General features: G+C 61.3%; 17 protein-coding genes. 7 read left to right on the top strand and 10 right to left on the bottom strand.

Annotation, left to right across the window (positions count from 1 at the left end; all coding sequences use genetic code 11):
- Window positions 1-22 precede the first annotated feature (22 nt).
- From ACLFLU_RS14855 to ACLFLU_RS14845, 3 genes are read left to right on the top strand one after another with little or no spacing between them, the layout of a single operon-like run.
- On the top strand, window positions 23-2,314 hold the full coding sequence (locus ACLFLU_RS14855; protein WP_426412917.1) for a transglycosylase domain-containing protein: 2,292 nt from the start codon (window positions 23-25) through the stop codon (window positions 2,312-2,314).
- A gap of 9 nt (window positions 2,315-2,323) precedes the next feature.
- Window positions 2,324-2,902, top strand: a complete 579-nt coding sequence (locus tag ACLFLU_RS14850) for a DUF1214 domain-containing protein (protein ID WP_426412916.1) — start codon at window positions 2,324-2,326, stop codon at window positions 2,900-2,902.
- A complete protein-coding gene (locus ACLFLU_RS14845) occupies window positions 2,899-3,483 on the top strand; it encodes a DUF1254 domain-containing protein (protein WP_426412915.1) in 585 nt (194 codons plus the stop codon). Before ACLFLU_RS14850 ends, ACLFLU_RS14845 begins: the two co-directional genes overlap by 4 nt.
- Before the next feature lie 486 nt (window positions 3,484-3,969).
- On the opposite strand, the gene ACLFLU_RS14840 is transcribed toward ACLFLU_RS14845, so the two are convergent.
- From ACLFLU_RS14840 to ACLFLU_RS14800, 9 genes are all read right to left on the bottom strand, one after another.
- Window positions 3,970-5,148 carry an MFS transporter gene (locus tag ACLFLU_RS14840; protein ID WP_426412914.1) on the bottom strand — a complete coding sequence of 393 codons (1,179 nt, stop codon included), beginning with the start codon at window positions 5,146-5,148 and terminating at the stop codon, window positions 3,970-3,972.
- A gap of 28 nt (window positions 5,149-5,176) precedes the next feature.
- Entirely contained in the window at window positions 5,177-6,403 is a 1,227-nt protein-coding gene (locus ACLFLU_RS14835; RefSeq protein ID WP_426413994.1) for an MFS transporter, read from the bottom strand.
- On the bottom strand, window positions 6,394-7,761 hold the full coding sequence (locus ACLFLU_RS14830; RefSeq protein ID WP_426412913.1) for an NAD(P)-binding domain-containing protein: 1,368 nt from the start codon (window positions 7,759-7,761) through the stop codon (window positions 6,394-6,396). Before ACLFLU_RS14830 ends, ACLFLU_RS14835 begins: the two co-directional genes overlap by 10 nt.
- A 50-nt stretch (window positions 7,762-7,811) precedes the next feature.
- Window positions 7,812-8,129 (bottom strand): ArsR/SmtB family transcription factor, encoded by a 318-nt coding sequence (locus ACLFLU_RS14825; protein ID WP_426412912.1) that lies wholly within the window; start codon window positions 8,127-8,129, stop codon window positions 7,812-7,814.
- Between the two features lie 94 nt (window positions 8,130-8,223).
- Window positions 8,224-8,634: an arsenate reductase (glutaredoxin) gene (arsC, locus tag ACLFLU_RS14820; RefSeq protein WP_426412911.1), complete on the bottom strand. Its 411-nt coding sequence runs from the start codon at window positions 8,632-8,634 to the stop codon at window positions 8,224-8,226.
- Window positions 8,631-9,332: an aquaporin gene (locus tag ACLFLU_RS14815; RefSeq protein ID WP_426412910.1), complete on the bottom strand. Its 702-nt coding sequence runs from the start codon at window positions 9,330-9,332 to the stop codon at window positions 8,631-8,633. Before ACLFLU_RS14815 ends, arsC begins: the two co-directional genes overlap by 4 nt.
- Complete coding sequence (locus tag ACLFLU_RS14810; protein WP_426412909.1) at window positions 9,332-9,892, bottom strand: arsenate reductase ArsC; 561 nt, start codon at window positions 9,890-9,892, stop codon at window positions 9,332-9,334. The genes ACLFLU_RS14815 and ACLFLU_RS14810 overlap by 1 nt, the downstream gene beginning before the upstream one ends.
- On the bottom strand, window positions 9,885-10,247 hold the full coding sequence (locus ACLFLU_RS14805; RefSeq protein WP_426412908.1) for an ArsR/SmtB family transcription factor: 363 nt from the start codon (window positions 10,245-10,247) through the stop codon (window positions 9,885-9,887). The genes ACLFLU_RS14810 and ACLFLU_RS14805 overlap by 8 nt, the downstream gene beginning before the upstream one ends.
- A 181-nt stretch (window positions 10,248-10,428) precedes the next feature.
- Entirely contained in the window at window positions 10,429-11,613 is a 1,185-nt protein-coding gene (locus ACLFLU_RS14800) for a helix-turn-helix transcriptional regulator (RefSeq protein ID WP_426412907.1), read from the bottom strand.
- Window positions 11,614-11,805: 192 nt separating this feature from the next.
- On the opposite strand from ACLFLU_RS14800, the gene ACLFLU_RS14795 reads away from it, so the two are divergent.
- The 3 genes from ACLFLU_RS14795 to ACLFLU_RS14785 all read left to right on the top strand — a co-directional run bounded on the left by ACLFLU_RS14795 (window position 11,806) and on the right by ACLFLU_RS14785 (window position 19,141).
- A complete protein-coding gene (locus ACLFLU_RS14795) occupies window positions 11,806-13,773 on the top strand; it encodes an autotransporter outer membrane beta-barrel domain-containing protein (protein WP_426412906.1) in 1,968 nt (655 codons plus the stop codon).
- 742 nt (window positions 13,774-14,515) lie between these two features.
- The gene (locus tag ACLFLU_RS14790; RefSeq protein WP_426412905.1) at window positions 14,516-17,764 is read left to right on the top strand and encodes a CHAT domain-containing protein; all 3,249 of its coding nucleotides are present in this window, start codon (window positions 14,516-14,518) and stop codon (window positions 17,762-17,764) included.
- A gap of 390 nt (window positions 17,765-18,154) precedes the next feature.
- Window positions 18,155-19,141: an ABC transporter substrate-binding protein gene (locus tag ACLFLU_RS14785; protein WP_426412904.1), complete on the top strand. Its 987-nt coding sequence runs from the start codon at window positions 18,155-18,157 to the stop codon at window positions 19,139-19,141.
- A 161-nt stretch (window positions 19,142-19,302) separates the two neighbouring features.
- Here ACLFLU_RS14785 and ACLFLU_RS14780 read toward each other — a convergent pair whose 3' ends face one another.
- A complete protein-coding gene (locus ACLFLU_RS14780; protein WP_426412903.1) occupies window positions 19,303-20,154 on the bottom strand; it encodes a class I SAM-dependent methyltransferase in 852 nt (283 codons plus the stop codon).
- A 230-nt stretch (window positions 20,155-20,384) separates the two neighbouring features.
- On the opposite strand from ACLFLU_RS14780, the gene ACLFLU_RS14775 reads away from it, so the two are divergent.
- The gene (locus ACLFLU_RS14775; RefSeq protein ID WP_426412902.1) at window positions 20,385-21,083 is read left to right on the top strand and encodes an alpha/beta hydrolase; all 699 of its coding nucleotides are present in this window, start codon (window positions 20,385-20,387) and stop codon (window positions 21,081-21,083) included.
- Window positions 21,084-21,393 lie beyond the last annotated feature (310 nt).

The raw sequence follows: 21,393 nt of genomic DNA, 5'->3' as shown, positions 1-21,393 counted from the left end.
AAGCGAGCCTCAAGGGTTCTAGGTGGTCCAGAATACACCATCCAACTGGAAGAGCCGTATCAGGAACTTCTTCCTGGACCTCGATGCGCGCATCGACTCCTCGTTGTTCTCCTCGGCCAAGGGCATCCGCGAGCTCTACGAGCGCTACTCGACCTTCATGGACCGCTTCTATGTCGGGCGGTGGAAGCGCTGGGTGTTCATCGAGCCGCTGTCGGAGGCCGCAACCATCGGCCTCGGCGGCATGGTGCTGATGCTGATCCTCGCCATCCCCGCCTTCCGCGAGACCGCGGACGAGGACTGGTTGAAGAAGTCCGATCTGGCGGTGACGTTCCTCGACCGCTACGGCAATCCGATCGGCAGCCGCGGCATCAAGCACAACGACTCGATCCCGCTGGAAGATTTTCCTGATGTCCTGATCAAGGCGACGCTGGCCACCGAGGACCGCCGCTTCTATGAGCATTTCGGCATCGACATCGCCGGCACCGCGCGCGCGCTCGTCACCAACGCCCAGGCCGGCGGCGTCCGCCAGGGCGGCTCCTCGATCACGCAGCAGCTCGCCAAGAACCTGTTCCTGAGCAACGAGCGCACCATCGAGCGCAAGATCAACGAGGCCTTCCTCGCGGTCTGGCTGGAATGGCGCCTGACCAAGAACGAGATCCTCAAGCTCTATCTCGACCGCGCCTATATGGGCGGCGGCACTTTTGGCGTGGACGGCGCCGCCCACTTCTATTTCAACAAGTCGGCGCGTGACGTGACGCTGGCGGAAGCGGCGATGCTCGCCGGCCTGTTCAAGGCACCGACGAAATACGCGCCCCACATCAACCTGCCCGCCGCGCGTGCCCGCGCCAACGTCGTGCTCGACAACCTCGTCGATGCCGGCTTCATGACCGAGGGCCAGGTGTTCGGCGCCCGCCGCAACCCCGCCTTCGCGGTCGACCGCCGCGACGAGGCCTCACCGAACTATTATCTCGACTACGCCTTCGACGAGATGCGCAAGCTGGTCGACACTTTCCCGAAGTCGTACACCGAGCGCGTCTTCGTCGTGCGCCTCGCGATCGACACCAACGTGCAGAAGGCTGCCGAAGACGCGATCGAGAACCAGCTCCGCCAGTTCGGCCGCGACTATCACGCGACCCAGGCCGCGACCGTCGTGTCCGATCTCGACGGCGGCATCCGCGCCATGGTCGGCGGCCGCGATTATGGTGCGAGCCAGTTCAACCGCGCCACCGACGCGTACCGCCAGCCCGGCTCGTCGTTCAAGCCCTACGTCTACACCACGGCGCTGCTGAACGGGTTCACGCCGAACTCGATCGTGGTCGACGGCCCGGTCTGCATCGGCAATTGGTGTCCTCAGAACTATGGCCATTCCTATTCCGGCGCGGTGACGCTGACGCAGGCGATCACGCGCTCGATCAACGTCGTGCCCGTCAAGCTGTCGATCGCGATCGGCCAGAAGGAACAGCCGAAGGCACCGAACCCGGCCAAGATCGGCCGCGCCAAGATCGTCGAGGTCGCGCGCCGCTTCGGGCTCAAGGCGCCCCTGCCCGATACGCCGTCGCTGCCGATCGGCTCGGACGAAGTCACCGTGCTCGAGCACGCCGTGGCCTATGCGACCTTCCCGAACCGCGGCAAGGCCGTGACGCCGCATTCGGTGCTCGAGGTGCGCACCGGCGCCGGCGATCTGGTCTGGCGCTGGGATCGCGACGGCCCGAAGCCGAAGCAGGCCATTCCGCCCAACATCGCCGCCGACATGGCCGGCATGATGAGCCACGTCGTCAGCGAAGGCACCGCGCGCCGCGCCGCGCTCGACGGCATTCCGACCGCCGGCAAGACCGGCACGACGAATGCGTATCGCGACGCCTGGTTCGTCGGCTACACCGGCAATTTCACCTGCGCGGTCTGGTACGGCAATGACGACTATTCGCCGACCAACCGCATGACCGGCGGCTCGCTGCCGGCGCAGACCTGGCACGACATCATGGTCGCCGCGCATCAGGGCGTCGAGGTCCGCGAAATTCCCGGCATCGGCATGGGCCAGAAGCTGCCGCCTGAGCGCGTCGCCAACGCGCAAGCCAATGCAGCGCCGAAGGTACTGGAGACCAAGCCCGGTCCGCCGCCGGTGCTGACCAAGCGCGGCGCCGACATCCTGGTGCGCGTCGAGAAACTGCTCGACGACGCCGCCAAGACCGCGACCAAATCAACGGCCAACGACAGCCAGCCGGCCAAGCCGGCGTCGTCGACGAGCGCGCTCGCCTTCCCGCAGAACTATGCGGCGGAGGAGAACGCGAACGCATCCACCCCGCGCAAGAACTGATCTGATCCCGTGCGGCTGATCCTGATCACATTGACGACCCTTCTGCTCGCGACCGTGGTCGGCCTGGGTGCGACCTGGATGACGACAACGCGCGGCACCGAGATCGGCGCGCTGACCATCGGCGCCTGGACCGCCCGCCCCCGCACCGGCACCGCCGACGTCGATCCCTATTCGCGCGCCACCATCGTGCGCAACGGCGAGCTGCCGATCGGCACCGGCGACGGCGTCGCCTTCACCGCGACCGCCGACGACAAGAAGAAGGCACTCGACGGCCGCTGCGACGTCGTCGTCTCCGGCGTGACGCCGCCGGCGCGGTTCTGGACGCTGACGCTGTACGATCGCAAGGGTCATCTGGTCGCCAACTCGCTGCAGCGCTACGGCTTCACCAGCCAGGAGATCATCCGCCAGTCCGACGGCTCGTTCGAGATCCATATCGCCGCGCGCTCGCGCGCCGGCAACTGGCTCCCGACCGGTGGCATCGAGCGCTACGCGCTGATGTTCCGCCTCTACGACACGCCGGTCGGGGTTGCGACGCGCACCCAGCGCGATGCGCCGATGCCGACGATTGCGACGGTGGGCTGCTCATGATCCGGCTGCTGTTCACGATTGTTGCCGGCGTGGTGCTGGGCCTCGTGGTCCATCTCGTCAGCGTGCTGGCCCTGCCGCGGATCGCGACCCAGGACGCCTATTCGCGGCTGACGCCGATGACCAAGCTCAACAGCGTCACGCAGCTTCCGCTGGCCGATCCCAACACCTCGCCGATGCCGTTCATGGACCCGGCCTTTGCGCTGGCGATCTGCCGCTACGATCTGTCGGGCGGGCCGATCAAGCTCACCGTGCCGGTCAGCCAGGCCTACACGTCGGTGTCGTTCTACACCCGCAACGAGATCGCCTATTACGCCATCAATGACCGTTCGGCCGGCAAGAAGGTGATCGAGCTCGACCTGATGACGGAAGCGCAGCACGACGCCCTGCCCGAGGACGAAGAGATCACCGCGGCCGACCGCTTGATCATCGATTCCCCAAGCACCACCGGCCTGATCGTGATGAAGGCGCTGGCCGCCGAGCCCGGCCTGATGCCGCAGGCACAAAGCTCGCTTGCCGCCGCGAGTTGCGGGCCACAGACCGAAGCGCCGGCCAAGGCCGAAGCGCCGCGCGGACGGCGCTGACGCGCGGGCGTTTAACCACGCTCAAAGCCAAGAGCGCGAAAACAACCCCATGCACAGTAGCGGGGGCATTGAAGCGATTGGCAATTCTGACTTCGCGCCAAAGCAGGCGCGTGCAGGGTCGAGACATCCCCCGCTCCCCCGCACTTTTCCGCTTTGACACGTCGGGCAAAACACTGGCAGAGTGGCATCATCGAGAAATCGCAACACCCGCGCGGAGAAATCCGCCGCGGGTTTTTTCATGTCTGAGGAGGAATGCCATGATCAATGAATCACTGCCGCCCGCCGGGGTCCTCGGGCCCGCTGCACCTGCGAGTTCAGAACTGGATCCGGAGCGCTGGCCCCGTTGGATGCGCGAAGCGTTTGCAAATCAGCCAGGGATCAAAGCGCCGACAAACTCGGGAGTTGAGCCCGCGCCAGCGCGCGCCGCCCTAGCGAATGTACGAGTGCTAAGTCGCGTTCCATCGCATTCTTAAGACGGCTTCGTGTTCAGGATGGTTGCTTCTCAGGCTGTCCCATTCGCGCCCAAAGCAGGGCGAGCGGACCCAACGCGATGCCAGCCGCGAGCACGATGAAGACCAGCAGCCAGCCGGTCGCGCTCTGCGGGCCGCCGGCCGCGTCGAGCGCCGCACCGGTTGCCCAGGCCCCGAGCGCCGACAGGCCGAAGCCGATCGTCGAATGCAGGGCAAGGGTTGCGCCGCGATGCTCCGACACAGCGGCGGCCGACATGCCTGCCGTCAGCGCGCCTGAATCCGCCGGCACGGTCAGGCCATAGATGATCAGCAGCAACGCGAGCAGCCCTGCCGGGGCCGTCGCATTGAAGCCGATGATCAGTGCGACGCAGGCCGACACAATCATCACTATCGTGATCGCGCGATGTCGGCCGAACTTCAGCGCCGCCTCGTTGCCGAGGATGCTGGCGGGCATCGAGATCACCGCGAAGCAAAAGCTCATCACGATAGGGCTCAGCCATGAAGGTGCGCCCTGATGAGCGATGACGAACGTCCAGAAGCCGACCAGCCAGGTGCGGATGCCGTACAGCTCGAAGCAATGCGCGCCGTAGCCGAAGATGTATCCGAGCGCCTCACGGTTGGAGAAGACGGGCGCGAAATTGAGGAGGCGCCTTACCTTCGGCGCGGGTCGCTGCTCATGCATCAGAAGGCACGCGACGACCATCGCAATGGGGCCGAAGCCGGTCACAATGAAAGCACTCCGCCACCCCCAGCGATCGGCGATGATCTGCGCCACCAGGAACGAGAGGCCGACGCCGACCGAAAAGCTCGACGTGTACAACGTGACGGCCCGTGAGGTATCGCCGGCGGGGAGCCGGTCCGTAAGCGCTTTCAATCCCGGCATGTAGGCGCCGGCAAATCCAAGCCCTGCAAGCGACCAGATCGCCGTACCCGACCAGAAGCCTTGCGCGAAGATACCGAACGCTGCGGTCGCGAGCCCGCTGACGATCGAACCCCAGAGCAACACCAGCCGTGCATCGATCCGGTCGGTCAACGTCGTCAACAAGGGCACCGCGAGCATGTAGCCGAACGCGTAACCGCTCGCCATCAATCCGCCCTCGGCGGCGGAGAGCCCCCATGCCGGCATCAGGTGCTGCGCGAGATTTGCAGATAACGTCACATGCGGAAGCAAATTGCCGACCTGCCCGATGCACATCACCGCAATGAGAGATCGACCGTTCAGGCTACGAATGTTGCTCTCCTACTTGAACAGGGGTTGATGGTGACGGGCCTGCACGAAGGAGCAGAAGCGCGAAGAACGCCGAGACCGAGGCGAGCGCGCTGATCCACAGCGCACTGCGCCCCATGTGCTCCACCATCAGCCCTAGCACCAGCGGCGCGGCGGCACCCGTCAGCCGGGACGGGAGCGAAATCATGCCCACGCGTTTCCCGAAGCCCACCGGGCCAAACAACACCAGCGGCAGCGTGCCACGTGCGATCGTGATGATACCGTTGCCGGCGCCATAGAGGACGGCGAAAACCGGCGCAAAGAGTGAGCCGCCCGCGATCAGTGTGACGACACCGATCGGATTCATCAGCATGGCGAGTCGCGCCGACAACAGCGGATGGAAACGGTTGAGCAAGCCCGCTTCGAGGAGGCGGGCGCCGACCTGAGCCGGGCCGACGAGTGTTCCTGCGAGGAGAGCCTGCCCCGGCGTCGCTCCAAATGCGACCAGCATCGACGGCAGAATGGCCGATACACCCGAACTGACGAAGCTGGCTGCCGCAAACATGTAGGCCAGCACGCCCATCGCAAAGGTCTCGCTCTGGCGTTCGGGATGTGGGCTCGCTGCGGAGATCGGGTGAGAGACCTGATCGAGTGGCGTGGCGCGCGGCAGCAAAAGATTGAGCGGCAGAGCAAGGCAGACGTGGATGACCGCCCAAATCTGGCAGGCCTCACGCCAGCCATACTCGGCCGCCAACCAGGTCGTGAGCGGCCAGCCGACGGTGCTGGCAAAGCCGGCAATCAAGGTGATGCCGGTGATCGCCTTTCGAGCGCGTGTGCCGTAGATGCGGGTCAGCGTCGCGAACGCCGCCTCGTAAAGGCCCAGGCCCATGCCGATCCCGAGCATCATCCAAGCAGTGATCAGCAACGCCGCCCCGTGGGCCATGGACAGCAGCAACAGCCCAGCGGCAAAGACCGCATTCGAACTCGCGAGCAGGCTACGCCCGCCAAACCTGTCGATCGCATGACCGACACGCGGGCCGAGTAATCCGGACAGAACGAGTGCTCCCGACAAGGCCGCGAACACGTAAGTCGGCGCAAGGCCGAGATCTCGCGCGATCGGTGCGGCGAGGACAGCCGGAAGATAGTAGCTCGACGCCCACGCAATCGTTTGCGTGGTGCCGAGCCCGATGACGACAGCGAGTGAGCCAGAGGCCCGGCCCGGAGGAACCTGAGTCATGAACATCCGCAACCCGCAGCGCCAGCCCTCTTGGCTGTTTCGTCTGCGGCACAGCACGCCGTCGCCTCTTCCTTCGCCGGGCCGCCGCAGCATCCTGCGGCCTCGCCTGACTCGACGCCACCGCGCGTACACACGCCGGTCTCCGGGAGCACAAGCTCGACCTTCTCCGCGGCCGCCCTGTCGCCGGCGATATCGGCGGCAATCGATCGGACCTGCTCATAGCCCGTCACCATGAGGAAGGTCGGGGCACGACCGTACGACTTCATGCCGGCGATGTAGAAGCCCGGCTCATCATGCGAGAGCTCGCGCGCGCCGTGCGGACGCACCGTCCCGCAGCTGTGTTCGTTGGGATCGATCAGCGGCGCCAGCGCGACCGGCGCCTCGATGGCCGGGTCGAGCCGCAGACGCAGCTCGGACAGGAACGAAAAGTCGGGACGGAAGCCCGTCGAGACGATCAATTCGTCCGCAATCACGCTTCGCGCGCCGCAACAGACATCGGCAGCGATCTTGATGCGACCTTCGGATTCCAAAAGACGCGTGACACCGAATTCGGCCTCGATCTTGATTTTCCCGGAGGCAACCAGAGCGGCAAAGGCGCTGCCCAGCTCGCCGCGCGCGGCAAGCTTGTCATTCCGGCCGCCACCGAAGGCCTTCGCGGGATCGACGCCGCGCAAGAGCCAGATGGCTTGCGTACCCGGCACCTCGTCGGCGAGATGCACGAGATCAATCAGCGTGCCGACCGCAGAATGACCGGCACCGAGGACGGCAACGGTCTTCCCGGCATATCTGGAACGGCCCGATCCCCGTACATCCGGCATGCCGTAGGCGATGTGGTCGGCGCATTCAGGCTCGCCGATCGCCGGCAAGCCGTTGCGGCCGGCCGGATTGGGGGAGAACCATGTGCCGGACGTATCGATAACCGCATCCGCGCGCAGGACTTCGGGACCCTTGCCGTTCTGATAGCGGATTTCGAAACGCGCCTGGCCCCTGCCCTTGGTCTTCGCCTTGTCGAAGCCGACACGGCTGATGGCCGAGACGCGGCTGGAGGTGCGGATCACGTCGCGCAATTGCGTTCTTGTCGCAAGCGGCTTGAGGTATCCCTCGAGCAATTCACCACCGGTCGGATAGGCCTGAGGGTCTGGCGAATTCCAGCCGGTCGGCGCGAGCAGCCGCGCGGCGGCCTTGTCGACATTGTATTCCCACGGCGAGAAGAGCTGGACGTGCTGCCAATGGCGGATCGCGTGTCCGGCCTCTGGCCCGGCCTCCAGCACGATGGGCGACATTCCGCGTTCGAGCACGTGCGCCGCTGCTGCGAGGCCGACAGGCCCTGCCCCGATGATCGCTACCGTCTTTCCGTCGCTCATCTCGCTACTCCCATCATTCTAGAATCATCGAATAAGCTGGCCCAAAAAAATCAGGCCGCCGATTGAGCACTTCCGCACGCGGCTTCGTCCGCGCAGCACTCCGCCACCAGAAAATCGACCAGACCCTGCATCGCATCGTAGTTCGCATGGCAAACAAGCGTCGTGGATTCGCGGACCTGGCTGACGAGCCCGACCGCGACCAAAGACTTGATGTGGTGAGATAGCGTCGACGCCGGGATTTTCAGCTTGTCCTGCAAGCGACCGACCGGCATGCCGGAGTGTCCTGCCCGAACCAGGGCACGATAGATCTGGAGCCGGGTCCGGTTACCCAGCGCTTCCAGGCGTGCTGCTGCGTCGTCGATCTTCATGGCCCATACACTGCGACTGTTCACGGCGCTTGTCAACGGTATTTCTAGAATGTTCGAAATATAGTCCGATACGAAGAACGCTTCAACAGTCTCTTCAGGGCTTAAGGCCCTCTATGACCTCACCATCTTCCTTCACGAACCGTCCGATGTTCGAATTGGGCAGGATCGCGAGCACGGCTTCCGATGGGCGACACAGCTTGACGCCCTTCGACGTGACGACGATCGGTCGGTTGATGAGGATCGGGTGTTTCATCATGACGTCGAGCAGATCGTCGTCGGTCCATTTGGGATCGTCGAGGCCAAGCTCCTTGTAGGGCGTGCCCTTTTCGCGGAGCAGCGCGCGAACCGAAATTCCCATGGCCGCGATCAATTCCACGAGTTTCTCGCGGCTCGGCGGTGTCTTGAGATACTCGATGACGGTGGGCTCGACGCCGCTCTGACGGATCATCGCAAGGGTATTGCGCGAGGTGCCGCAATCCGGATTGTGGTAGATGGTGATGCTCATGTGCGGGTCTCAGCGATCGGGACGGGACCGCGCACCGCGGGCCGACCGAGCAGCCAGCTCATCAGCAACATTCCTGCAGCTGCACCACAGAGCTCGGCAAGAATGAAGCCGGGCAGATCAATGGGGCGGATTCCCGCAAATGTGTTGGTCAGCGAGCGCGCGATGGCAACGGCCGGGTTGGCGAACGAGGTCGATGCGGTGAACCAATAGGCTGCCGTGATGTAGAGGCCGACCAGCCAGGGGACAGCCGTGCGCTGGAAGCGGACGCCCGCCAGAATCGTGGCGACCAGACCGAACGCGGCGACCGCCTCCGCGAACCATTGCGCGCCTCCGGTGCGCACCTTCATCGAGAAATCGATCAGGGGAAGGCCGAACATCAGATGGGCAGCGACAGTGCCCGCGATGCCGCCAGCGATCTGGGCGATGATGTAAGCAACGGCCTCGTTCACCGGCAGTTCGCGTTGGCCCGTGAACACAAGTGTAACCGCCGGATTGAAGTGGGCGCCAGAGATCGGCCCCAAAACCGTGATCAGCACAACGAGGATCGCCCCCGTCGGCAGCGTGTTGCAAAGGAGCGCGAGAGCCACGTCCTTGGTTAAGGTCTCGGCCATGATGCCGGACCCGACAACGGTCGCAACAAGAATGCCGGTGCCCAGAGCCTCGGCCACGACACGGCGCGAAAGATCGAACGCGTCCATCAGCTCGCCTTTGGTCGCCGATCTGTCGCTCCAGGAAGATCACCGATCTCCCGCAACTTGGTCGCAAGGATGCGCTTGTCCATGTTGTCCAGCGGCGGCGCCTTGAAGACCTCTATGCTGTCCAGCGGCAGGCTGACGAAGGTTCCGATGCGGTTCTTGAGGTAGCGAAAGGCGGTGGTGAAGGCCGCTTCCCTTTCAAGCTCCGTACCTTGCGCGTCGGCCGGGTCTTCAATGCCCCAATGGGCCGTGGTCGGTTGACCTGGCCAGATTGGACACGACTCGCCGGCCGCGTCGTCGCAGACAGTGAAAATGAAATCCATGACGGGCGCATCGGGCTTTGCAAACTCGATCCAGCTCTTGGAGCGCATGCCGTCGGTCGGGTAGTTCAATCGTTCCAACACGCGCAGGGCCAATGGGTGAACAGCACCCTTGGGCGTGCTGCCCGCCGAAAAAGAGCAAAAACGGCCGGCGCCGTCCTTGCGAAGGATCGATTCGGCGAGAATCGAGCGTGCGGAATTGCCCGTGCAGAGAAACAGAACGTTGTAGATGCGCTCAGGCACGGCTTTTCTCCTTTCGCTTGGGAGGACAACAGGGCCGCAAGCTTTCCATCACCGGCGTGCAGACTTCTGGCCGGCCGCCGCAGCAATCGCGCAGCAGGAAAACAGCGACGTCACGAAACTCGTCGAGATTGGCGCGATAGACGATCGATCGGCTAAATCGCTCCGAGGTCACAAGACCTGCCCGCGACAAGATCGAGAGGTGAGCCGAAAGGGTATTTGGGGGCACCTCCAACAGCCGCGCAAGATCGCCGGCCGCGAGACCATCGGGCTCGTGGCCCACGAGCAAACGAAACGCCTGCAGCCGCGTCGATTGGGCCAGCGCGGCGAGCGCCAAGACAGCTTCTTCGCTTTCCATACATCCAGAGTTATGGAAATTACGGATTGCTGTCAAGTTTGGCCGTCAAAATTTGGCGAGTCGTGAAATCCGAAGATGGCGAATGACCCACCATGACCGAAGCAGCAAAGAAATTAGATGTCACAAACCAGGTGATGCGCCAAAAAATCCTGGACGTGACGTTTGGATCGCAAGGGTGGGGTCATCGCAAGATCAGCCGTCCGAGCAGCGCCACGAGCTCGCTTTGCCGCGAAATGTCCAGCTTTTCAAAAACCCGCTTCAGCACGTTACGGGCCGTGTCCTCGGCAATTCCGAGCCGGTCCGCAGCCATTTTCGGAGGAACGCCCGAGCCCACCAGGGCGGCCACCTTGGCTTCGCCAAGCGTCAACCCCAAGATGTCGCGCACGACCGCAGGGTCGGGAGGCTCGGCCGACTTCTGCTCGATCGCGAGCACGATCGCCCGGGTGCGGGTCAGAAAATTGCCCTTTGACGCTGCGCCCCCCGAGATCGGCAGCACGTAGATGACAAAACGCCCGCCCGTTTCGGCCGACTGGACCAGAATGGGCCTCGGCTCGGCCAGCAGGTCGCGCCCCTCGGCACGAAGCGTTTGCGAAACGGCGGTCTCGAACAGAGCCCGGCTCGCCGCCAAACGGACACGCAGACGATCGTTCGCGAGGTCGAACACCTCGCCGAGAAGACGCTCGCCGACCGGATTGGCGAACAGCACGCGCGCCGACCAGTCCAGCGCAAACACGCCGATGCCGATCCGGGCGAGCGCGTCGCCGAGGCCGAGATTGGCAAGCTCGGTATCAAGCAGCCTGATCGACAACCGCAAGGATTTCTCGATGTGGCGTCCCAGCGAGCCGATAACGTCAAGGTCAGCATCAGAAAATTGCGGCTGGGCGTAATGTCGGTGCACGCTGAGCACCACACCGATCCCTGGATCCGGCGACACCGGCACTCCGCCAAACCAGCCCAAGCCGTGTTTGACGAGGAATTCCTTGTAGAAGGGATGATTGAGGTAAGCATCGTCGACCGGTCCAACGTGCCGATCCGTGACGGGCTCGCCTCCGAAGTAGAGGCCCGCTCGTACCGCCCGCTCGCCCTTGAAATCGTGCTGCGCCCACCGCGCCTCATACTCGCGGGCCGCCACTGTGAGGCTTTCGGAGACGATCACTCCGAACGTCCCGTCCTCCCGTTGCCATTGGAGGAGCGCGCCGGCGTCATCGAAACAGCTTGCCACTTTGCCGAGGGCATCCGGCCACAGTGACGGGTTGGGAGCCGCATCGTAGATGGCTTCGACGGCGGCGAGGAGACGGTCTGTGGTCGGGGGCATAGGGTCCGGCGGATCAAAGAGAATACAGGAATTTTTCTGGCCGGAATTCACAGGGCCCGATCAAAAGGATAAGATACCTAAATTTCTGATTAGGCCAAGCGGGGATCTGACAGGACCAGCCGGCGGGCGCGTGATCCGTGTTGCAGGGTGGAGACCCCCAAATGGACCCATTTGGGTCATGCGGCGTCATGAACACGCTGGCAACGCTATGGGCGTATTTCTTAAGAACTTTTCGGGGACGAAATGCGGGGCATCAAGTGGGGTTTGGCGGTCGTCTGCTCGGCAGTTACTACCGCAGCGAGCGCACAGAACTTTTCGAACACGTTCTTCTTCGGCGACAGTCTGACCGATAGCGGTTGGTTTCTTTACAAGCCGCTGGGGGGCGCCAAATTTGGTCTCGCGCCGCCCGGTGCCGGGACATGGACGACAAATCCCGATCCGGGTTGGGCCCAAATCTTCTCCAACAAGTTCGGCTATTCGGCGACGCCTTCCGACACGCCCGGCGTCGGCGGCAATAATTATGCAATCGGCGGCGCGCGCCTTGTGGCACAAGGCGGCAACGTGTTGTCAACCCAAACGCAGATTGCGAACTATCTCGCCAGCACTGGTGGCGTGGCTGATCCGAACGCCATCTACACCTTCTGGGCGGGCAGCAACGACCTCAAGACCACCACCGCTGCGTCCGGGTCTTCCCCCGGCAATATCGTCGACCCGCAGAATGTCGCTCAGCTCATCGCTGTGGCGGGCAAGGCGGCAAGCCAGGTCGCGCAGCTCTGGAACGCTGGCGCGCAGTATATCATGGTGCCCAACCAGATCGCTTTGAATGCGGAAGCTAGCGCCGCGGCAGGTCGGGTATACGACCCGACGCTTGTTGCCTCGCGCGCTCTCTATGACCAGACATTGTGGAACGACTTGGCAGGCAGCGGCATCAGGTTCATCCCCGCGGACGTCGCAGGTATCTACAATTACGTTCTTGCCAATCCCGCGCCCTTTGGGATCACCGTGACGAGCGTGTTCAATGCGGCCTGCGGCAGCGTGAACTCCTACCAATGCACCCCCGCGAACTATGTCACGCCGGACGCCAACAAGACGCATTTCTGGGCGGATGGTCCCGCCGCGCCAGATGGTGGCGGACACACGACGGGGGCCGTACAGCAGATCGTGGCCGACTATTTCTACAGTCTCGTCGTCGCGCCCAGCGAGATCTCGTTTCTCGCCGAAGCGCCTCTGAAGTCGCGGCTCGGGGTCATCAATTCGATCGAGAACCAGATTCCGCTTTCATTCAACCAGGCGGGAGCGTTTCGTGGCTGGGTCAGCGGCGATGTGTCGTGGCTCAAGATGACGAGCGGCGTCAACGGCTTCCCCGACGATCCGGGCACGCCGCTCGCGACCACGGCCGGCTTCGATTACTCCATCACGTCCAACTGGCTGGTTGGTGCGGCATTCTCCGGCCTGACGACCAGGCAGTCCTTCAGCCTTGGCGGCGACTACAAGCAGAACGAATTTGCGGTCAGCCTCTACACGGCCTATCGCCACAGCGCCTTCTGGGCGGATGCCATCGGAACCTGGGGCAGGTTGCACGACACCGTCAACCGGCAAATGCCGCTGGGCGTGACGGTGCAATCGAACCAGGGCTCTACGAACGGCAGCAACATCTCATTTGCCGGTGAAGTCGGATATGATTTCAGCGCGTCATTCGGCCCTGTACCAGCCGCGGCGGGTATTTCCTACAAGGCACCCGCTGAGGCGCCTTTCGTGCTGAGGCACGGGCCCGTGGTCGGCATCATTCTCCAACAGGTCTATGTCGATGGCTTTACTGAAACCAACCCGAGCGGCGCGCCGACTGCGCTGGCCTTCGCTTCGCAAACCCGTAACTCGGCGGTCACCGAGCTCGGCTACCAAGCGAATCTCAAGGTCGGGATTTGGGAGCCTTATGCCAAGCTGACTTGGGATCATGAGCTCGCCGATCTCAACCGGCTGGTTGGCGCTTCGCTGACGTCGATCGTGGCACCGGCTTTCTCGATGCCCGCTGTCATCCTCGGACGTGATTGGGCGGCGGCAACGCTTGGGACCCGTGTGCGACTGGCAAGCAATGTGAGCGGATACGCGGCGTTGACGGATCAATTGGGCCAAGGCAATGCGACGAGCTATGGCGGGCAGGTTGGCCTGAACGTCGCATTCAATCCACCGGGTGTCACAGCAAGGTATTGAGGCTCGTTCCCGGCGTTCGCCGGCTTGGCGCTCCCCGGCAATTAATTGCAGAATGCATTGAGAGGAATTGTCTTATGCTGAGTAAGCTGAACTGCATCATTTCGGAGAATGTCAACGTGGATCGATTTCCGACAATTTTTTTATTCCTGATCTTTTCTTCATTAACTTGTTTTTACGGAACCGCGTTTGGTCAAGAGTCATCTTACCGGTACGGGATGGGGGGACAAACCAAGCACTTCGGTCAGATCCGTCAGCAGCTCTCCGAAACCGGCCAACCGTTCCGAATTGAGGGTCATTGTCAGTCGGCCTGTACAATGTTTCTCAAGCTCAAGACTGCGTGCGTCGATCCGAACGCCGAACTCTTGTTTCACGCGGGCGAGACCCCACAGGCTACACAGAGAATGCTGAATTCATACAATGGGTCGCTCCGCAGTTACCTGGTGGCGAATCACATCATGGACACTTCCTCATTCACGACAATCTCAGGCCGGGACATAATCCGGAAATTTGGCTATCGGGCGTGTTCACCGAAGTCATAGTTGAAGATTTTTCGATGGGGGTTGTTTGCAAACCCCCATTTGTTTGCTGGCGCGCCTCCCAGTCATCTCGATCAATTGGACTTGCCTCTAACCGGAGTAGTCGATCTGCCTGAAGAGTAGACATTCTTGATGCTCGCGAAGGGTTAAGAGGATCTTCCTGTGCTGTTGAAGCCGTTGAGCGCGTGTGTATGTGAGGGGCTCGAATGAAGAGCCTGTCGACGTGGGCGCTTGTGTTAGGGCTTTTATCTGCGTTTGGCGGCGTAAACGCGCTCAGCCAGGAAAGCGACAAATGTCATTCCGACACGGCAGTAAGGAAGCCCGGCTGCGATCCGATGCAGTCGATTGGCGGGACCGATAACGACAAGGGAAGCCCGGAGGAGAAGCTGTCGTCCCCTAGCTTCCTTCCTCCACCGCCATCGATCGCTGACATCACTGCTATTCTCGACAGCGAAAAACCTGACCCCATAACTCTGGCAAGGATGAAGTCTGCCGCCGACGCAAAACCTGCAACTGACCTTTCACAGGGCGCCTTGGCGCAATTTTACTACGAGCGATCCGAGGCGAGACAAATTTTAGGCCGGATGGCCGAGGCATTTGCGGATGGTCAGCAAGCACTTGTCGCCGCGAAAAATGCCGGAAATAGATGGCTTCCCGTTCGAATCGGGATGCTCAACCATGGGTATTTTGAATCGGTAGGCGACTTAAAGAGCGGCTTGGCGTCAATAGAAAGTTTGATCGCTGAGGCCAGCCGCCCTCCGACGGGTAATCTATTCCCCCTGCACCATACCGCGGTCGGAATTGCGGTCCGCATGGGAGATCTGGAGAAAGCCGAAGAGCACCTTCAACAAGGCCTGGCTCTGATCCAGGAGGCTCGGAGCCGATGGAGTGGTTACCCTATTAGAGGTGCGTCCTGGGAATGTTCCGTAGCGTTGATGCGAGCGCGCATATTTGCCGCGCGCGGTCGGTTCAGCGATGCCGAGAACGCGTTTGTCGAAGCGCGTGACTTGAGATTGAGATCGATCGAAGCCTTCAGGAAATTAAAAGAGACAAATCCAGACGTGCCCCTGGTTTCGGAGCAGCAACGACAAGCGGACTCATTTTTATTGAGTATTGCGGAGATGAAATCGCGGCAGGGACGTCTGGCAGAAGCCGAACTGGACGCCCGCACTGTGTTGCTGTCTCGCCTGAAGGCCGACGGCAAATATAATCCCCTAATAACAAAATATGTGACGGGTCTTGCCGAGATTCTGACCTTGCAAAGTCGTTTCCCGGAGGCCGAAAAGCTGGTGCGAACAAGCCTCGATATCCAGCGGACGCTTGGTATCGGCGATGATCAATTCAATAGTGCGGTTGCCCTGTCCTCACTTGGGTCAATCTTGACTGGCGAAGGAAGGTATACCGAGGCAAACGAGGTGTTTGACAAGCTTCAGGAAGCGACCGCCAATTGGGATTCGGGACAGCGAGAAGCCCTGCTATCGAAGGTCCCGCGGCTCAACGCTCTTTTGGCGTCTGGTCGAAACAAGGAAGCTTTGGTCGCTTCTCGGGCGCTTGTCCAACATGAGATCGAACGCGTCGGCGAAGGCCACTACGATTGCGCTTCCGCACACGGGTTTCTCGCCATCGCCTTGATGCGCCTAGGCAAAGACGCTGAAGCTATTCACCAATTCAGGATTGCATTGCCGGTGCTGCAGGCTGCGGCGCAGGAGAATGCTGATGATGGTGATGTCACGGTCATGGTCGGGACTCAGGCCCGCTTAAAGTTGATCGTTGAAAACTATATTTTGCTGATGGCAAGGACGCCCATCGCGCAGGACGATGTTGCGGCTCAAACGTTTGCCTGGGCCGATGCGATTCGCGGCCGCGCCGTGCAAAAGGCCTTTGCAGAATCCAGTGCGCGGGCTGCTGCAACGAATCCGGCTCTCGCCAGTCTTGTGCGCAGTGAGCAAGACCTGAGCAAGCAGGCCTGGGCTCAGCTCGGCTTGCTCAACAACCTTCTAAGTGTGCCGTCGAACCAGCGCGACGAGCATGTTCTCCGCAGCGTCGAGAGATCGGTTGCAAAATTGCGTTCCGATCGCGACGCGGCTCGTGCCGAGATCAAAGAGCGTTTCCCAACCTATGCCAATCTGGTCAATCCCCAGCCACCAAGTATCGATCAGATCAAGGAGGCGCTACACGACGATGAGGCGGTGCTATCGTTCTACTTCGGAGATGGCGCAAGCTTTGTCTGGGCTGTACCAAAGAGTGGCCCCGTGGCCTTTGCTTCGATCGAAGCCAGACCTGAAGAAGTCAAAAGCAAGATAGAACAATTGCGAAAGGCGTTAGACACTGAAGCTGCACTCATTTCCGACATTCCGCCGTTCGACGTCAATCTCGGCTACCAACTTTACTCTCTCCTTCTAAAGCCGGTCGAGAATGGCTGGAACCGATCAAGAACCTTGATCGTGGTGACGAACGGCGCGCTCGGCTTTCTGCCACTTTCACTACTGCCTACCGCGCCCGCGCAAATCGACACCAATGAGCAGGTGCTGTTCGCCAGCTACAGGAAGGTGCCGTGGCTGGCGCGGACGCATGCCGTGACGACGGTGCCATCGTTGGCCGCTCTTCGCACCCTACGCGACCTGCCGCCTGGCAAGTCGGAACGCAGTGAGCTGATCGCCTTCGGTGATCCCTACTTCTCGATTGAGCAGCAGGAAGAGGAAGCGAAGGCAACGAAGCCTGCCGATGCCTCCGGCGGCGCACCGGGTTCGCTTGCCACGCGCGGCCTTCCGCTCAAACGGCGCAGCTCGCCAAAGCTCGGCGTCGACAGCGCCGAGCTAGCCATGTTGCCGCGGCTTCCGGATACGGCAGAAGAGCTCAAGTCGATCGCTCTCGCGCTCCAGGCCGATCCCGACAAGGTGCTGAATCTCGGCAAGGACGCCAACGAGGACAAGGTGAAAGCCACCGATCTTTCCGCCTTCAAGGTGCTGGCGTTCGCCACCCATGGCCTGGTGCCCGGCGAGCTCAACGGCTTGACCCAGCCTGCGCTGGCGCTGTCGGCACCGGCCGTGTCGGGCGGCGATGGCGACGGTCTCCTCACCATGGAGGAGATCCTCGCACTGAAGCTCGATGCCGACTGGGTTGTGCTCTCGGCGTGCAACACCGGCTCGGGCGAAGACGCCGGCGCGGAAGCGGCCTCCGGTCTCGGCCGCGCCTTCTTCTACGCCGGCACGCGCGCGCTTCTCGTGACGAACTGGTCAGTCCACTCGCAGTCGGCGCGCGAACTGGTCTCCGACCTGTTCAAGCGTCAGGCGGCAGACAAGCGCCTAGCGCGCGGCGAAGCGTTGCAACAGGCGATGCTGTCAATGATTGATGGACCAGGTTACACCGACTCTACCGGAAAGACCGAGTTCGCCTACGCGCACCCGCTCTTTTGGGCGCCCTACACGATCATCGGCGACGGCGGACGTCGTTGACGCTGCGAGGCCACGTTAAGGGCGCCTTGGCGAATTCCAACCGCGGCATTACACGTGGCCTGAAGATCACGTTAGTGGCGGAGAATACCGTCATTTCGCTCATCCGCTTTCAGGTCAAGACCGGGTATCGAGAACTCGCGTTCTGCTGACGATCAACCCCTGATGCAATGTCCATTCGGCCGCGGGGAAAAGGACGAACAAGCGCCGATCCGCGCGAGTTGCGGCGGTGACACGGCCGTGCCGCAAGCCTTGTTGGTCGAGGGCTCCCAAAAAGCCAGCCCCTAACTTCCGGTTATGGCCCTAAAGCGGTCCTTCAAAGCGGCTCACAGGTCCGCGAGAAAGTGTTAAGCTGTCGCTCCCACGGGTGGTCTCCTTGAAGGGAGGGGGCACATGCGCAGGCGGGAGTTTATCCGGCTCGTTGGCGTATCAACAACCTGGCCGCTATTGGCGCACGCGCAGCAACGCGCGAAGGTTGTGAAAGTTGGCGTGCTTTGGCACGCAGGCAGCGCGGAGGAAGAAAAGGTCTATCTCGATATCTTGACGAAGGCCTTTCGTGATCTTGGCTACATTGAGGGCAAGAACGTCGTGTTCTTGCATCGGTTTCCAGCCGAACAGCCCGATCGGTTTCTCATATTTGCCAAAGACTTGATCGAAAGCAACGTCGACGTTGCTATTGCTATAACGCCGCTTGGTGCTATCGCACTCAAGCAGACCACAAGCACAGTCCCCATTGTTTTTGCTATCTCACCAGACCCAGTTGGTTCTGGTCTCGTCGCTAGTCTGGCACATCCTGGGGGCAATCTAACCGGGTTATCGACCATATCGTTCGATCTTACCGGCAAACGTCTCAGCCTTTTGCATGAAGCTATTCCGAGTCTGAGCCGCGTGGCACTGATACAAGACCCGTCGATAGGTACGAACAACATAAGCAAAAACGTCTCACTTTACTCGAACGCCGCCAAGACTATGAACCTTCTCCTGCGTCCAGTTGAAGTGCCGACACCGGACGCAATCGATGCGATATTTTCGGCACTTGCTGGAGAGGGGTGTGACGCTGCAGTTGTGCACGGGTCGATGTTGAATAACGAAGGAGCGCGGCTCGGTGCATCAGCGCTGGCACATCGAATGCCGACAATGTCGATATTTGCCGAAAAGGTCCAATATGGACTGCTGATGTCGTATGGACAGGACGCTTTTGAGATAGTGGGGAGGACAGCGGGGTACGTGGATAAAATTCTCAAAGGAACGAAGCCTGCTGAACTTCCCGTAGAACAGCCCACACGGTTGAAGCTCGTGATCAACCTAAAGGCCGCAAAAGCACTTGGTTTGACCATACCAGCGACATTGCTCGCCAGCGCCGACGAGTTGATCGAATAGGGCTGCGCCTTCACGCACTTGCGGGTGTCCGGAACTGGCCCCATCAGCGAAGTTGCGGAGCGTTTCGTTGAGGTCCGCTTAGTATGGTAAGGCGGACTAGATTTGCTCAGGTTGAGTTCTTCGCCTTTTTGGACCCGTTGCAGACTTCGCTTGCGCGTCCATCAAGTTGGTCGCTGGCCCGAGCCTATTTTGAATGCGATAGGCAGGTTCAGCCCATCGGCTGATCTGTAGACGCTGGCGCAACGTTCGAACGCGGTTCGGATCAAGTCTTGAGTCGCCTGATCTTGCTTCCTGATGACAGCGCCGGTCAGAACGAGACTGCCCAACCCGCCTCGCCAAAGGGTCTCCGTATCGGGGACGAAGTAGGTTGCAGCGTGCTCTGTGATCTTCACCTCCGTGAGGCCAGCTCCGTCCAGCAACCGAAGGAATTCGCCCGAGTCGGAATAACGAAACACATTGTGACCCTGTGGCACGTCCAGCGTTGCCGATACGCCAATCTCGGCAACGGCGTCACGGAAGATGCCTTGAATACGTTGGCGCGACGGATCATCCCACCACGAAAATGCAATGCGTCCGCCCGGCGATAAGGTTCGTATGCACTCTGCGACAGCAAGTTCTGGCCGGGGAAAATGTCCAAGCCCGAAAGCGCAGACGACTGCATCAAACGTATGATCAGGAAATGGGAGATGTTCTACGTCAGCCTCACGATATTCGATCGTGGGGTACAGTCGCTGCGCCAGTTCTATCATCCGCGGCGACAAATCAACGCCGACCGAGCGTGCGCCGCGATTTGCGGCTTCGGCTGCAAGAGCACCCGGCCCGCTCGCGACATCCAGCAGACGTGTACCGGGGTGCAAATGCACGTCGTCGAAAAGAGGATTGGTAGCTAGAGCAGTCACCGCCGCAAAAAATGCGTGATAGCTCTTTGCCAAAGCATCATGACCTTGGCGTTCGAAGGCCCGCAGTCGTTCCGCCTCGCTGCTCGACAATTCTGCTGGAGACACAATCATCATCCCCTAGACGCAAGACCGCTCAACAATAACAGCTCTCGGGGAGCGGCAACATCCTAGATGTCCGGATGCGGCCCGAAGCTGACCTATTGTGGCCTATCGTCTGATCTCGCCTTTTGGCCCAACGCGGACATGACAGAATTTCAGTCGGCTCCATTGGAACCAACTTTAGACGAGAGCGTTCCGGCGCTTACTGGGGGCGTACACAGCCAAATCAAATCAGGAGCCGCACTATGGCAAAGCAACCAAGCATCGTATTCGCCCACGGACTTTGGGCCGATGGCTCATGCTTCCAGAAGCTGATCCCCGCACTGCAGGCGGATGGGCACGAAGTGATGTGCTCCCAGCATGGCCTGGACTCTCTCAAAGGCGATGTGGAGTGCGTCACCCGCTGCTTCGGGCGGGTCAGTGGTCCCGTGGTCCTTGTCGGCCATTCTTACGGCGGCACCCTGATCACCCATGCCGGGACGGACAGCCGAGTCGCCGCACTGGTCTACCTCGCCGCCCTCGCACCCGACGAGACCGAAACCTCGCAAAGCCTGCAGCAGAAGTTTCCCGCTACGGAGGTATTTTCTCACATCGAAGTCGCTGATGGACGCATCTGGCTAAAGTCTGACGGCATCCCGCGCTTCGCGGGTGATCTGCCCGAGGCGGAGCAGAAGGTTGTGTGGGCGACCCAGGCCGCCCCTGTACCCGACCTGTTCAACCAAAAGGTCGACGGTATCGCTTGGCAGTCGAAGCCGAGTTGGTACGTTGTGGCCACCGAAGATCGAACCGTTCAGCCGGAACTAGAGCGCTTCGTTGCAAAGCGCATGGGCGCCACAACTGTCGAGTTACGCTCCAGTCACGTCCCGATGCTCTCCCAGCCACAGGCTGTGCTGGACGTGATCCGCAACGCCGCACAGGCCGTTCAGAAATCCAAGGCAGCGTAGCAGCTAGAACTGCGTGAAGGCGTGACGCGATTTTGAGAGACCGCCGCAAGGCGGTCTTTCTTTCTCATTCACATCGTCCCGGATGTCCGCCGTTGGCCCATCAGCGAAGTCGCGGAGCGTTTCGTTGAGGTCCGCTTAGTATGGTAAGGCGGATTAGATTTGCTCAGGTTGAGTTCTTCGCATTTTGACCCAACTCAGACATTTGTCGCCACGAGCGCGAAGCTGGGCAAGATACCAGTTGGGCCGGCCGACTCCTGCGATTACTGCTCACGGGTGCACAACAAAGTGCTAGGGTCCGCGTGTTCCAGGT

This window comes from Bradyrhizobium ganzhouense (assembly GCF_049949285.1).
Lineage (GTDB): Bacteria > Pseudomonadota > Alphaproteobacteria > Rhizobiales > Xanthobacteraceae > Bradyrhizobium > Bradyrhizobium ganzhouense.
Note: the sequence above shows the minus strand (reverse complement) of the source record. Positions and strands in the feature narration are given on the sequence as shown.